13 protein-coding genes are annotated in these 13,338 nt (G+C 70.9%); 5 read left to right on the top strand and 8 right to left on the bottom strand.

The features are described from left to right. Positions 1-53 precede the first annotated feature (53 nt). The gene (locus tag OG223_RS47595; protein ID WP_329263353.1) at positions 54-1,049 is read right to left on the bottom strand and encodes a cation diffusion facilitator family transporter; all 996 of its coding nucleotides are present in this window, start codon (positions 1,047-1,049) and stop codon (positions 54-56) included. A gap of 105 nt (positions 1,050-1,154) precedes the next feature. Here OG223_RS47595 and OG223_RS47590 point away from each other — a divergent pair, with 105 nt between their 5' ends. Further along, positions 1,155-1,457, top strand: coding sequence for a DUF4235 domain-containing protein (locus OG223_RS47590; RefSeq protein ID WP_200677538.1), 303 nt, complete (start codon positions 1,155-1,157; stop codon positions 1,455-1,457). A 64-nt stretch (positions 1,458-1,521) separates the two neighbouring features. Here the strand turns inward: OG223_RS47590 and OG223_RS47585 are convergent, their stop codons facing one another. Beyond that, positions 1,522-1,914, bottom strand: a complete 393-nt coding sequence (locus OG223_RS47585; protein ID WP_329263350.1) for a VOC family protein — start codon at positions 1,912-1,914, stop codon at positions 1,522-1,524. 169 nt (positions 1,915-2,083) lie between these two features. On the opposite strand from OG223_RS47585, the gene OG223_RS47580 reads away from it, so the two are divergent. Continuing rightward, complete coding sequence (locus OG223_RS47580; RefSeq protein WP_329263348.1) at positions 2,084-3,529, top strand: FG-GAP repeat domain-containing protein; 1,446 nt, start codon at positions 2,084-2,086, stop codon at positions 3,527-3,529. Here OG223_RS47580 and OG223_RS47575 read toward each other — a convergent pair. Further along, positions 3,495-4,238 carry a TetR/AcrR family transcriptional regulator gene (locus OG223_RS47575; protein WP_329263345.1) on the bottom strand — a complete coding sequence of 248 codons (744 nt, stop codon included), beginning with the start codon at positions 4,236-4,238 and terminating at the stop codon, positions 3,495-3,497. The two genes, OG223_RS47580 and OG223_RS47575, sit on opposite strands and share 35 nt — an antisense overlap. A gap of 135 nt (positions 4,239-4,373) precedes the next feature. Here OG223_RS47575 and OG223_RS47570 point away from each other — a divergent pair, with 135 nt between their 5' ends. The 3 genes from OG223_RS47570 to OG223_RS47560 all read left to right on the top strand — a co-directional run bounded on the left by OG223_RS47570 (position 4,374) and on the right by OG223_RS47560 (position 8,693). Beyond that, positions 4,374-5,864, top strand: a complete 1,491-nt coding sequence (locus tag OG223_RS47570; protein ID WP_329263343.1) for an APC family permease — start codon at positions 4,374-4,376, stop codon at positions 5,862-5,864. A gap of 20 nt (positions 5,865-5,884) precedes the next feature. Beyond that, entirely contained in the window at positions 5,885-7,516 is a 1,632-nt protein-coding gene (locus tag OG223_RS47565; RefSeq protein WP_329263341.1) for an amidohydrolase, read from the top strand. 178 nt (positions 7,517-7,694) lie between these two features. Further along, a complete protein-coding gene (locus OG223_RS47560; RefSeq protein ID WP_329263340.1) occupies positions 7,695-8,693 on the top strand; it encodes a terpene synthase family protein in 999 nt (332 codons plus the stop codon). Positions 8,694-8,818: 125 nt separating this feature from the next. Here OG223_RS47560 and OG223_RS47555 read toward each other — a convergent pair whose 3' ends face one another. Genes OG223_RS47555 through OG223_RS47535 form a run of 5 tightly spaced genes read right to left on the bottom strand, consistent with a single transcriptional unit; the run spans position 8,819 to position 13,151 of the window. Next, positions 8,819-10,072, bottom strand: coding sequence for a cytochrome P450 (locus OG223_RS47555; RefSeq protein WP_329263338.1), 1,254 nt, complete (start codon positions 10,070-10,072; stop codon positions 8,819-8,821). After that, positions 10,069-10,677: a GTP-binding protein gene (locus tag OG223_RS47550; RefSeq protein ID WP_329263336.1), complete on the bottom strand. Its 609-nt coding sequence runs from the start codon at positions 10,675-10,677 to the stop codon at positions 10,069-10,071. The genes OG223_RS47555 and OG223_RS47550 overlap by 4 nt, the downstream gene beginning before the upstream one ends. Continuing rightward, positions 10,658-11,029 (bottom strand): DUF742 domain-containing protein, encoded by a 372-nt coding sequence (locus OG223_RS47545; protein WP_329263334.1) that lies wholly within the window; start codon positions 11,027-11,029, stop codon positions 10,658-10,660. Before OG223_RS47545 ends, OG223_RS47550 begins: the two co-directional genes overlap by 20 nt. Beyond that, entirely contained in the window at positions 11,026-11,436 is a 411-nt protein-coding gene (locus OG223_RS47540) for a roadblock/LC7 domain-containing protein (protein WP_328675827.1), read from the bottom strand. Before OG223_RS47540 ends, OG223_RS47545 begins: the two co-directional genes overlap by 4 nt. Further along, on the bottom strand, positions 11,433-13,151 hold the full coding sequence (locus OG223_RS47535) for an ATP-binding protein (RefSeq protein WP_329263332.1): 1,719 nt from the start codon (positions 13,149-13,151) through the stop codon (positions 11,433-11,435). The genes OG223_RS47540 and OG223_RS47535 overlap by 4 nt, the downstream gene beginning before the upstream one ends. Positions 13,152-13,338: the final 187 nt, after the last annotated feature.

The raw sequence follows: 13,338 nt of genomic DNA, 5'->3' as shown, positions 1-13,338 counted from the left end.
GAATTTTTCCGGTTCCGGGGCGCATGAACCGGCGGGCGTCGGGCAGCCGACGTTCAGGCCCCGCCGCGCTCCCCCGTCGCGGCGGGGCTTTCCGCTGCCCGGGCCACCGGCCGGTCGGTGATGTCCAGGAAGATCTCACCGGTCTCGGACACCGCACGGCCCAGGGACTCCTTGATCCGCATGGAGACCTCCTCGACCCGCTCGCTGTCCATGCCGGGAACGAGGTCGATCCGGGCGGCGACCATCGTCGAGTCGAGCCCCATCCGCATGGTGAACAGCGCTTCCACACTGTCGATCTCGGGCTCGGCAGCCAGCAACTCGCGGATTTTGTCGCCCAGTTCGGGATCGACGGCCTCGCCGATGAGCTGGTCGCGGGCGTCGCGGCCCAGGCGGTAGGCGACGTAACCGAGGAGCACTCCGATCGCGATCGAGGCGGACGCCTCCCACACCACCTGCCCGGTGATCATGTGCAGCGCCATGCCGATCATGGCGAGGGTCACGCCTAGCACGGCCGTGCCGTCCTCGGCGACGACGGTCCGCAGCGCGGGGTCGCGCAGGGCGTCCATGCCGCCGCCCTGGGCACGCACCTGGTGCAGGGCCCGCAGCAGGGAGATTCCCTCCACGACCAGGGCGACGGCTAGCACGATCAAGCCCACCACATAGCCGGCGGACGTCTCCTCGGCGCCGTTGCGCAGCGCCTCGATCCCCTGGAACACGGAGAAGCAGGCGCCCATCACGAAGATCCCCACGGCGGCGAGCAGCGACCAGAAGAAGCGCTCCTTGCCGTAGCCGAAGGGGTGCCGCTCGTCGGCGGGGCGGCGGCTGCGGCGCAGGGCGGCGAGGAGGAAGACCTCGTTGAGGCTGTCGGCCACCGAGTGCGCGGCCTCCGAGAGCAGCGCGGGCGACCCGGCGACCAGACCGCCGACGGCCTTGGCGGCCGCGATGACCAGATTGGCGGCGAGTGCGACGAGGACGGTGACCCGGGTCTTGCGGTCCGTGGCGCCGTCCGTGTCACCGTCGGGCGCGGGGTCGGCAGGTGTGTCGCTCATCTACGCCGACTGCCCCTGAAGGTGCTGCTCACACCCTCTACCGAAGCTCCGGTTTCGGTGACACCGTCGGGGTGCCGACCCGCTCGTCCGCAGAAGGAGACACCCGTGGCCAAGATCAAGAAGAAGAAGCTCCCCCTCGTCTACCAGCCCGTCGGCCTCGTCCTGGGCCTGGTGAGCGGCGCCCTCGCCGGCCGTGCCTTCCGCGCCGCGTGGAAGGCGGTACGGCACGAGGACAACGCACCCGACCCGCTGGACCGGGACCGCGGCTGGGCCGAGATCCTGTTCGCCGCCGCCCTTCAGGGCGCCCTCTTCGCGGTGGCGCGCAGCGCGGCGGACCGCACCGGCGCGAAGGCCATCGAGCACTCGACCGGGATCTGGCCGGTGAAGGACAAGGGCGGCCGGGAGTAGGCCGGTTGGGGCCAGGGCCGCCGAGAGTGGACCGGTCGGGCCCGCCGGCCAGGGGTGGACTTCCTCAGCCCTGATCGGTGGCCGTGGGCGGCACCGGGCGGATGGTGAAGGAGTGGCCGGCCGGGTCCGCGTACACGCGCTCCTGGTACGGCCCCGGCATGTCCTTGGTCTCCAGCGGACGTCCGCCGAGTCCGATGATCCGGCGCTCGGCCTCGTCCAGGTCCTCCACCAGGAAGTCCAGGTGGACCTGTTGGTTGTTCTCGGCGCGGGGCCAGCTCGCCGGTGTGGCGCTGACGTCCCGGCGGAACGCGAGCCGGGTCCCTTCGGCGCCCCTGATCTCCACGTGGTCGAGCGAGATGTCGGTCTGCTCGGCGTCCAGCAGCTCCGTGTAGAACACGGCGAGCTTTTCCGGCTCGACCGCGTCGAGCACCACGAAGCCTGCGGTCACGAGTGCCATGTGTCCTCCGAAGATCCAGGCGCGCAAGGGTCGAATTCCGGTTGTCACGCACCCAACGGGTATCCAGGTTCGGCCAGTTGATGCCGACGACCGCTGTCGACCAACGAACGTGCAACAACCGCGCGGCTCTCCTGGTTCGGGTGTGACGGGGGATGTAAGAGTGGGACGGGTGAAGCCTCGTATCGCCGTAGTGACCCTCGCCCTCTGCACCGCGCTCGCTCCGCTCAGCGGATGCGGCGGCGGAAGCGGAACCGCCACCGACGACGGGTCGTCATCCTCCTCGGGAGCACCGGCCACGGGCACCACGAGCCGAACTCCCGCTCCGGGCAAGGGTTCCAAGGACCCCGACGACCTCAACGGCGACGGGCACCGCGACCTCGTGGTGCCGATCGTCGTCGGCGGCGGCGAGGGCGCCCCCGACGAACGGGTCGGTGTGGTCTACGGATCGGCCAGGGGCCTCGACCCGTCGACGCGCGGGGTCTACGGCCGCACCGGTCTGGGCCTGCCCGCACCCGGCCGCCAACTGCTGGCGCCGAAGGACTCGGTGGCCGCCGCCGACGTCACCACCGCCGACCTGGACGGCGACGGTTTCCCGGACTTCGTCACCACCGTCCGGGGCCCGATGGCGTCGGACAACAACGTCTTCGCCGCACGCACCGTCCCGTACATCTCGTGGGGCGGCCCCGGCGGACCGGCCTCGAAGACCGCCACGCCCGTCCAACTGCCGCAGAGCGTAACGAAGTTGGGCGTCACGTCCGTGGTGCGCGGCGACTTCGACGGCGACGGGCACCACGACCTCGCCGGGTTCGCGTACAACCGCTCGTCCCTCGTGGTGATGTACGGCCCGTTCACGCGCTCGGGCGCCCCCGCCCGCACCGACACGAGCCTCCCCTGGGCGGACGGCGAACTCGTCGCCGACGCCGTCGCCCCGTCCGGCACGCCTCGCGCGACCTCGCTCCTGGTGCACGCGGTGAGCGACGGCGAGCAGTCCGGCAACACGCTCTACACCGCCCGCAAGGGCGTTCAACTGTCCGCCACCGCACGGCAGTTGAGGAACGGGAACGCGCACGCGTTCGGCGACTTCGACGGCGACGGGCAGCGCGATGTGGCGGTCGGCGACGACGGCAGCCGTAACGACGAGCCCGGCTTCGGGACCGAGCCGGCCGAGGTCGACGGCTCGCTCGCGGTGTATCCCGGCTCCGGCGGCGCACCGGTGACGTACCGGCTCCCCGGGGCACCGAAGCCCGCGCGCACCGGCTACGGACCCGGCGGCTATGTCGCCGCGGACCCGGACGGCGACGGCCGTGACGGCATCCTCGTCGCCACGTACGAGGGCGCGACACTCCTCGACGGCACCCGGCGGACCAGCGTCCTGCGCGACGGGCCGGCCACGGAGGACGGCAAGCAGATCCCCGCGAAATGGCGGCACGCCAGGCCCGCGGGTGCCGCCGACTTCGACGGTGACGGCAAGGACGAGCTGGTCCTGAACTGGGGCGCGGACACCAGGTTCGGCGTCTACGGTGAGCGCCCCACGCGCTGGTGGATCACCGACGGCACGACGAACGCGAACAGGGCGACCTTCACGACGACGGCCTTCGCCCCGCGCTCCTCGTAGACGGGGCCTGGATCTCGGCGAGGCGCGCCGCCGCCGCGCTCAGCAGCAGATCCAGGGCGGCCGGGTACGAACTGTGCCGCATGGTGGCCACGAGATGGCGGGCCGTCGCCGCGATGTGCGGGTACGCGTCGGCGGGCAGTCGCGCGTACGTCGCCTCCCATACGGCCGCCTCGGCCTCGCGGGCGGGCTTCGGCAGCGCCGTGTTCGCCGAGTCGAGGGCGCCGAAGGCGAGGGCCTGGTCGACGTAGGCGTGGTAGATCCGCACCGCGTCGACGTCGGGGAACCCCGCCCCGCGCAGCACCCCGAGGATCGCCTCCACGGCCTGGATCTCGTACACCCGCCCGGTCACCCGGTACGCGCTGAGCACCGCCGCCCTCGGATGCGCGAGCGCGCCCGCGTGCATGCGCAGGCCCAGGTCCCGCAGGTCGGCGCGCCAGTCGCCGCTGGGGCGCCAGGTGCGCAGCGTCCGGCCGATCAGTTCGTCGGCGACGGCCAGCATCAGGTCGTCGGTGTGCCGGAAATAGCGGTACAGGGAGCTGGGGTCGGCGCCGAGGGCGCGGCCGAGGCGGCGCACGGAGAGCGCGTCGGCGCCGTGCTCCTCGATCAGTCTGAGGGCGGTCCCGACGATCAGTTCCTCGGACAGGACGACGCCCTGTTTGGTGGGGCGTCTGCGTCGCCGATCGGCGGCCGGGACGACACGCTCGCTCATACGACGACCTCCTCGCTGCTCGGGTCCGGGTGCCCGCACCTTATGACAACACCGTTGACCTGTTAAGGGCGCGGGCAGTTTCATGTGCGTTCACCGGGGCCGTTCGGGCCCCCCGGTGCGAGCGGAGAGCACGCCATGAACGACACGCCACCCCCGTCGGGGCCCGCACTGCGCAAGTCCCTCGGTCTGCTGGACGGCATCGCCATCGCCGCGTCCAGCACCGCCGCGACCACCAGCATCGGCATCGGTCTGGGCGTGACCGCCGGGGTGGTCGGGCTGCATCTGCCGGCCATCATGCTGCTCGCGTTCCTGCCGATCCTGGGCATCGCGGGCGCCTACTCCCGGCTGAACAAGGTCGAGCCGAACGCGGGCAACGGCTATGTGTGGGTGGGCCGTTCACTCACTCCGTGGCTCGGCTTCCTGGTCGGCTGGGTGAACATCGTGGCGACGATCGCGTTCCTCGCGTACACCACGGCGGTCACCGGCTCGGCCATTATCCAGCTCGCCGGGGAGGCCGGAGTGCACCGGCTGGCCGGCCTCGCCCTCGACCCCGGCTCTACGGCCCAGACCACCGCGGTCGGCATCGTCGTCCTGGTCGCCGTCACCCTGACCGCGGTCACCGGCGTCCGCACCGCCGCCCGCCTCCAGACCGGACTGCTGGTCTTCGAGTACGTCGTCCTGCTCGGCTTCTGCGGCTACGGCATCGTCACCGGCCCGCACGCCTTCAGCCTGAGCTGGTTCGACCCGTTCGCGATCCCCTCGGCGTCGGCGCTCGCACAGGGCCTGCTCCTGTCGGTGTTCTGCTACTGGGGATTCGAGGCCGCGTTCACCGTGAACGAGGAGGTCCGCGACCCGCGGGACGCGTCCCGGGCCGGTCTCATCACTCTCGTGACGATGCTGGGGCTGTTCCTGCTCGGCTCGATCGCCTTCCAACGGGTGCTGTCCGAGGGCGAGTTGGCGGGCCACGGCGCCCAGGGTCTGGCGTACTTCGGCGACCGTCTCGCCTCCCAGCCGCTGGCCGCGCTGCCCCTGGTCGCGCTGATGTTCTCGGCGGTCGCCTCGCTCCAGGCCGGCGTGATCCCCACCGCCCGCGGCATGTTCGCGATGAGCCGCGACCGCACCCTCGGCCCGGTCTGGTCGAAGGTCAGCTCCCGCTACGGCACTCCCGCCCTCGGCACCCTGCTGATCGGCGCGCTGGCGACGGCGGTTGCCGCACTGGCACTGGTGATACCCCGCCTCGCCGACATGATCATGGCGACGGTGAACGCCGTGGGCATCGTCGTCGCCCTCTCCTACGCGCTGACCGCCCTCGCCGCCGCCGTACGCTTCCGCTCCCTCCTCCGGGAGGACCTGCGGCAGGGAGTGCGCGCGGTGGTGCTGCCCACGCTGAGCGCCGTCTCCCTGCTGGGACTGGGCGGTTACCTCTGCTGGTCCTTCTACACGTCCACCGATCACCTCGAAGTCAGCGCGGACAACGGCTGGTTCCTGCTGCTCACCCCGCTGGCGATGATCGCGTCGGGTTTCATGGCCGCCGCCTGGGCGAAATGGGGGCGCAAGTCGCTCTACTTCCAGTCCGGGCAGGGCACCGACGCCGACGCCCCGCACCTGCTCGCGACCTCTCGCTGACCCCCACAAGGAAACGGACCATGCACGCAGACCTCCTCTTCACCAACGGCCCTGTCCTCACCCCCGACGGCCGCACCGCGACCGCCGTGGCCGTCACCGGCGAGCGGATCACCGCCGTAGGACATGCCGAGGTGCACGACCTCGCCGGGCCGCGCACCCAAGTCGTCGATCTGGCGGGGCGGTTGCTGCTGCCCGGGTTCCAGGACGCGCATGTGCATCCGGTGCCGGCGGGGCTCGAGCTGACCCAGTGCGATCTGACGACGGCCAAGACGGCGGAGGACACCATCGCCATCGTGCGGGCCTACGCGGACGCGCATCCCGATCGGGAGTGGATCACCGGGGGCGGGTGGTCGATGGAGGCGTTCGAGGGCGGTACGCCGACGAAGGAGCTGCTGGACTCGGCCGTACCGGACCGGCCGGTGTATCTGCCCAACCGGGACCATCACGGGGCCTGGGTCAACAGCCGGGCCCTGGAGTTGGCGGGCATCACGCGCGCGACGCCCGATCCGGTGGACGGGCGGATCGAGCGGGACGCGTCGGGCGAGCCGGCCGGGACGCTTCAGGAGGGCGCGATGCAGTTGGTCGGACGGCTCGCCCCGCAGGCCACCCCCGCCGACCGGCTCGCCGCGCTGCTGCACGCCCAACGGCATCTGCACGGACTCGGGATCACGGCCTGGCAGGACGCGCTCGTCGGGGAGTTCCTCGGGATGGACGATCCGTCGGACGTGTATCTCGCCGCCGCCCGGGACGGCTCGCTCACCGCACGCGCGGTCGGGGCGCTGTGGTGGGACCGGGGGCGCGGCGCCGAGCAGATCCCCGAACTCGTGGAGCGGCGGGCCGCGTTGAGCCACGGCCGGTTCAGCGCGGGCAGCGTGAAGCTGATGCTGGACGGGGTCGCCGAGACCGGCACCGCCGCCCTCCTGGACCCGTACCTCGACAAGTGCGGCTGCGCCACGGCCAATCGGGGCACCAGCTTCATCGACCCGGACCAACTGCCCAAGTACGTCGCCGAGTTGGACGCGCTCGGCTTCCAGTGCCACTTCCACGCGCTGGGCGACCGGGCCGTACGGGACGCGCTGGACGCGATCGAGGCCGCGCGGGCGGCGAACGGGCCCAGTGACACCCGGCCGCATCTGGCACACCTTCAGGTGGTGCACCCGGACGACGTGGCGCGGTTCGCGCGGCTCGGCGCGGTCGCGAACATCCAGCCGCTGTGGGCGGCGCACGAACCGCAGATGGACGAGCTGACGATTCCGTTCCTCGGACCCGAACGGGCCCTGTGGCAGTACCCGTTCGGGGCGCTGCTGCGGTCCGGGGCCACGCTCGCGGCGGGCAGCGACTGGCCGGTGAGCAGTCCCGATCCGCTGCACGGCATCCATGTCGCGGTCAACCGGATCGAACCGGGCGGCACCGGACCGGTGTTCCTGCCCGACGAGCGGCTCGGGCTCGCGGAGGCGGTCACGGCGTACACGGCGGGTTCGGCGTACGCGAACCACCTGGACGACACCGGCCGCGTCGCGGCGGGGGCGTTGGCGGATCTGGTGGTCCTGGACCGCGATCCGTTCGCCGCTCCGCCGGAGGAGATCGCGGCGACACGGGTAGCGCTTACTTACGTCGGAGGGGTGGGAGTGTACGCAGCTCAGGAGGCATGAGCAGTAACGGGGATCACGATCAAGGCGCGGCGTAGATCATTTAGGCTCTGGGCAGCCTCGTACCGCTTCTCGGTCCAACTTTCGTACCACGAAGCGTAGTTCGGGGGCGCGGGCGGTCGAACGGACCGCCCGCTCGCAGTGGGGGGGGGTCAGTGTTCCGTCTCCCGAAAGGAAGCGCATGCCTCAGGACGTCACCTTCGACCTCCCCTTCGACACCCCCGTCAGTGAGCATCTGGAGTACGCCCGCGCCCGCCATCTGCGCTGGATCTGGGACATGGGCCTGGTGCGCAGCCAGGCCGGGTTCGAGGAGTACCGGTCGTGGGACCTCCCGCAGGCCGCGGCCCGCACCTATCCGTACGCGTCGGCCGCGGACATGGTCGTCCTGATGAACTGGTTCTCGCTGGCGTTTCTCTTCGACGACCAGTTCGACGCGAACCGGCCCGACCGTGCCGACCGGATACTGGAGGTGGCGCGGGAGTTGATCGTCACGCCGTTGCGTCCGGCGGGCAGCAGGCCCCGGGTCGTCTGCCCGATCACCGTCGCCTGGGCGCAGGTGTGGGACCACCTTTCGGACGGCATGTCCTTGACCTGGCGAACCCGGTTCGCGGCCTCCTGGGGCCGGTTCCTGGTCGCGCACTGCGAGGAGGTCGACCTCGCCGCCCGGGGCATCGCGGGCACGCTGGACCTCGACGAATACACCGACTTCCGGCGCCGCACGGTCGGCATCCATCACAGCATCGACGCCGGGGAACGCAGCCGGGGCTTCGAGGTCCCGGCTCAGGTGCAGGCGCACCCGCTGATGGAACGCATGCGTGACCTCGCCGCCGACACCATCGGCTTCATGAACGACATCCACTCCTTCGAACGCGAGCGCCGCCGGGGCGACGGCCACAACCTCATAGCCGTGCTCCACCGGGAGCGCCACTGCTCATGGGAGGCGGCAGCCGAGGAGGCGTACCGCATGACGAACGACCGCCTCGCCGAATACCTCGAACTGGAAGCCCAAGTCCCCCGGATGTGCGACGAGTTGAACCTCGACGAGAACGAACGCCTCCGCGTCCACCAGGGCGTGGAAGCCATCCAGCACTGGATCAACGGCAACTACGAGTGGGCGCTCGTGTCGGGCAGGTATGCGGCGAAGAAAGAGAGTTCGGTGGACGACTTGTTGGCGGTGTGAGACGGGGCCGAGCTGCCCGGCGAAGGGCCGGGCAGCTTGCCTTCTTTTAGGGGCGCGGGGCTGTGTCGATTTGCGGCTGCGCCGCGTGGGCGCGACCAGCCCCAACGCGCCCGCAGACAAAGAACTCACAAGGCGAACTCAACAGGCAGCGCGTCCAATCTCGACTCCCACGTAGACGCCGTGGACGTCAACTCCTCCGCCGCCACCCCCAACCGCACCCCCGGCAACCGATGCAGCAACACATCCACCCCGACCTCAAGAATCGCCTGCCCGATACTCTGCCCGGGGCACTCGTGCGGCCCCGAGCTGAACGCCAGATGCGACTCGTTGCCCTGCATGGACACCCCCGCGTCCGGCCGAACCTCCGGATCGACATTCCCCGCACCGAGCCCGAGAACGAGCAGATCACCCTCCTCGATCCGATGCCCCCCGAGTTCGAGATCCGCCGTGGCGAACCTCCCCGGCATGACGGCCAACGGCGGGGTGTCCCACATGACTTCCTCAACCACCGCCGAGACGGTCAACTGCCCACTGACCAGCCCGGAAAGCCGAGAGGCGTCGGTGAGGATCCGCTGCAACACCCGCGCCAGCAAGTTGCTCGTGGTGGTGTGCGCGGCGATCAGCACCAGCCGCAGATGCATCACGACCTCTTCGGCGTCGAGCCCCGCGGGGTGCTCGAGGAGCGCGGTGGTGAAATCGGAGCCCGGCTCGGCCCGTTTGCGCGAGGCGAGTCCGCCGAGGATCTCGATGATGCGGTCGTTGTGCAGCAGGGCGTCTTCCCCACCCTTGAGAACCTGCGCGCTGGACTCGACCAGCCGATTCCCGTCCCCCGCAGGAAGCCCCAGAATCCGAGTCAGCACAAGCATCGGCAGATACTCGGCATAATCCGCCACCAGATCAGCCCGCCCGGCGTCCGCGAACGCGTCAATCTGCTTGTTGGCGAAGTAAGTTGCATGCCGCCGAACCCCACGCCCGGCCGCCGCCAGCAACCCGTCGGTCACCGCGCCCCGCAGCCGACGGTGAGGTTCACCGTCCTGCGAGACGCAGTCCGGGCGCCAGCCGATCATCGGCATCAGCGGCGAGGTGTCCGCGACCCGGCCCTCCCGCCAGTCCCGCCAGATCCGCGCGTCCCGGGTGAACTGGCGGGGGTTGTCCAGCACCCGCCGGTTGTCGCGGTACCCGAGGACGAGCCAGGCCGGGACGTCGCCTTCGAGCAACACCGGTGCCACGGAGCCGTGTTGCTCGCGCAGCCGCTCGTAGATGCCGCGCGGGTCGGTCGCCGCGTCCGGCCCGTACAGCCGGGTGAGGTCGTCACCCGAACCGTGGGCGACGGGGCAGCCCCTCGGAGCATCGGGGCCGTCCAAGGTCCGGTCGGTCATCGGGGCTCCAGTGCGACGACGGCCGAGCGGTCCTTCAAGTGCCGTATCAGCGCGACCAGTACGTCACGGCTGGAGGAGCGGTCGCGGGCGTCGCAGGCCACGACCGGGATGTCCGGGGAGATGTCCAGGGCGTCCCGTATCTCGTCGACGGGGTGGTCCGGGGAGTCGGGGAAGACGTTCAGCGCGATGACGAACGGGACGTCCTGTCGCTCCATCTCCTCGATCGCCCGGAAGCTGGAGGCGAGGCGGCGGGTGTCGACGAGGACCACCGCGCCGAGCGCGCCCTTGAACAGGCCGTTCCACAGGAACCAGAACCGCTCCTGGCCCGGCGTCCCGAACAGGTAGAGCACCAGCTCGTCGTTGAGGCGGATCTTCCCGAAGTCGAGGCTGACGGTGGTCTCCGTCTTGTCGGTCACCCCGATGAGGTGGTCGACGCCGGCGCTCGCCTGGGTGAGGGTCTCCTCGGTGGTGAGCGGCTTGATGTCGCTGACCGAGCGGACCATCGTGGTCTTCCCGGTGCCGAACCCGCCGGCGATCATCACCTTCACCGAGCGGGTACCGTCACCGGCCGGGGAGCCGGGCCGGTCAAAGCCTTTGAAGTCCACTGAGTACCTCCTCAAGGAGCGCGAGGTCGGGCCCGCTGCCGGCGCTGTGCGCCGGGATGGGGTCGCGGGCTTCGACGCGGTCCGCCTCCAGCAGATCCGCCAGCAGCACCGCGAGAATGTTGAAGGGCAGTCCGAGGTGGGCGCCGAGTTCGGCCACCGACAGCGGCTCGCGGCAGCGCCGGAGGATCTCCTGGTGCTCGTGCTGCATGCCCGGTACGGGGGCGGTACGGGAGACGATGAGGGTCGCCACGTCGAGGCTCGACGCCGAACCGCCAGGTCCGCTGCGCCCTCCGGTGAGGACGTAGTAGCGCTCAAGGCCGGAGGGATCAGCGGGCCGGCGGGGAGCACTCATCCAGAGTGCTCCTCCAGGCGCGCGGTGGTACCGAGGAGCTCACCCATCCTGCGGGCCAGGTCCCGCATCTGGTGCCCGAGCAGGCCCTGGTCGAGGCCCTCGCGGGCCAGCACGCCGAGATACGTCTCGACACCCGCGCGGACGACGAAGAGATGGCCGCCGTCGACCTCGATCATCGCCAGTCTCAACTGCCCCGCGTACTTGGGGAATTGCTCGGCGACCGGCAGGGCCAGCGCCTGCAGGCCGGCCACCACGGCCGCGAAGCGGTCCACGTCGTCCGGGTCCTCCGCGCCGAAGGAGGTGATCGCCTTGCCGTCGCTGGAGGCCACGAGGGCGAAGCGGATCTCCGGGATGCTCTCCACCAGATCGCGGAGCGCCCAGCTCACGTCGGTTCCCTGTTGCGTCATGTGGACTCGTCGCTCTCTTCCGTGCTCTGCTCGGTGAACTCACGGCCTGCGGACGCCGGTTCCTCCCCCGCGGTCTCCCGTCCGGCGGTGGCGAAGGCCGCCAGGCCGGTGAAGGAGGCGTCGGGCGGCACGACGGAGACGGCCATCTCCCCGGTCCGCCCGGCACGTTCGGCCGCCTGGGGCCGCGCCACGTCACCGCGTCTGCTACGGCGTCTGGGCAGCCCGCCGGGTGTGGTGTCCGCCGCCTCGACGCCCTCGGCCGGGGCCCCGGTGCCGGCCGGTACACGTGTCGTCGCCGCGCTCGCGGCGGCCTGGAACGACGGAGTGCCGGTCACGGCGGCCGGGGGCAGTTGGCTGAAGTACCTGTGCGGGACCACGACGACGACGGAGGTGCCGAGCCAGGGCGAGTCGGCGAAGGTGACGCGGATGCCGTAGCGGCGGGCGAGGGTGCCGACGACACGGAGCCCGATGCTGGCGTCCTCCGAGATGCCGCCGAGGCCGGATCCGCCACCGGTGCCGGCGAGGGCGTGTTCGGCCTCGCGCCTGGACTCCTCGCTGAGGCCCTTGCCGGAGTCCTGGATCTCGATGCCGACGCCGTTGGGCACCTCCTTGCCGGAGACGAGCACCGGCTCGGTGGGCGGCGAGTAGCGGGCCGCGTTGTCCAGGAGGTGGGCGAAGATCAGCGTGAGGTGGTCCACCAGGCCGCCGTCGACGCCGAGTTCGGGCAGGTGGCGTACGTCGACGCGGTGGAAGTCCTTGATCCGGCCGATGCCGCCGCGCACCACGCTGAGCAGTCGTTGCGGCTCCTGCCACTGCCGGCCGGGCCGGTCCGAGCCGCCGAGCACACCGACGCTCGCGGCGAGACAGTCGGCGGGGCCGATCTCCTGGTCCAGTTCCATCAGTCCGCGGGCGACGGCGGGCAACCGCCCGTGCTCGCCCTGGAGTTCGTGCAGCCGGCCACGGAGCTTGCTGGTCAGTACGTGGATGCGGTTACCGATGCTGATGACGGCCTGCTCGGCGGCGGTGGAGCGGTTGAACTCCTCCTCGACGCCGATGAGCGAGATCCGCAGCACCTTGCGCAGTTCGGCCTGGAGTTCGGCGCTGACCTTCGCGCACTGGTTCGCGGCCGGCAGCAGGTCGTCGATGGCGTCACCCGCGCGCAACTGCCGCAGCGTTTCGGGGAGTTGCTCGTCCGCGAGCTTGGCCACCGCGGCGAGCTGGTGGGCCAGTTGTTCCTGCCACACCTCGGCCTGGTCGGCGAGCTGCGCCTCGTAGGACGCGGCCTGCGCGGTCAGCCGCTCCTCGTCCGCCCTTGCCTGCTCGGCGAGTTGGGCCTCGTAGGCGTCGGTGCCGTCGGCGATCCGGTTCTCGTAGACGGCGGAGTGTTCGATCAGTCGGGCTTCCAGCGCGGCACGCTCGGCGCCGAACTTCCGCTCCAGGCCCGCCACATGCTGCTGCCACTGCTGGGAGTGCTCGGCCTGCGCGGTGCGGAAACCGCTTTCGGCGCGGCGCAGTCGAGTCTGGGTGCGGACCAGCAGACGGACGCACACGGTGCCGGCCGCGGTGGCCGCAGCTCCGGCCACGGTCGCGGTGATGCGCTCCGGGCTCAGGAACGTGGCGGCGACCGTCCCGCCACCTAAGGACAGCGGCATCAGCCACCAGCCGTACCAGGCGACAGGGGCCCGCGCCGCCGGTGGCGGAGTGGCGAGTTCCATCTGCATCCTTCGAAGCGACACGAACGAATAGGGGGTGCGAGGGCAGACCGCACTCAGGAGGACGCCCCACGAGCCGACCGGTCACGATCACTTCAACTCGCTGCGCCGCACGGGAGCTTATCGGGTTTGCACCCTAAAAGATCAACCTCACGACCCCGCGGAAGTGAGGATTCCGTCACTCTCCGGA

This window comes from Streptomyces sp. NBC_01478 (assembly GCF_036227225.1).
Taxonomy (GTDB): domain Bacteria; phylum Actinomycetota; class Actinomycetes; order Streptomycetales; family Streptomycetaceae; genus Streptomyces.
The sequence above is the reverse complement of the archived record's forward strand: the minus strand, read 5'-3'. Positions and strand labels throughout refer to the sequence as shown.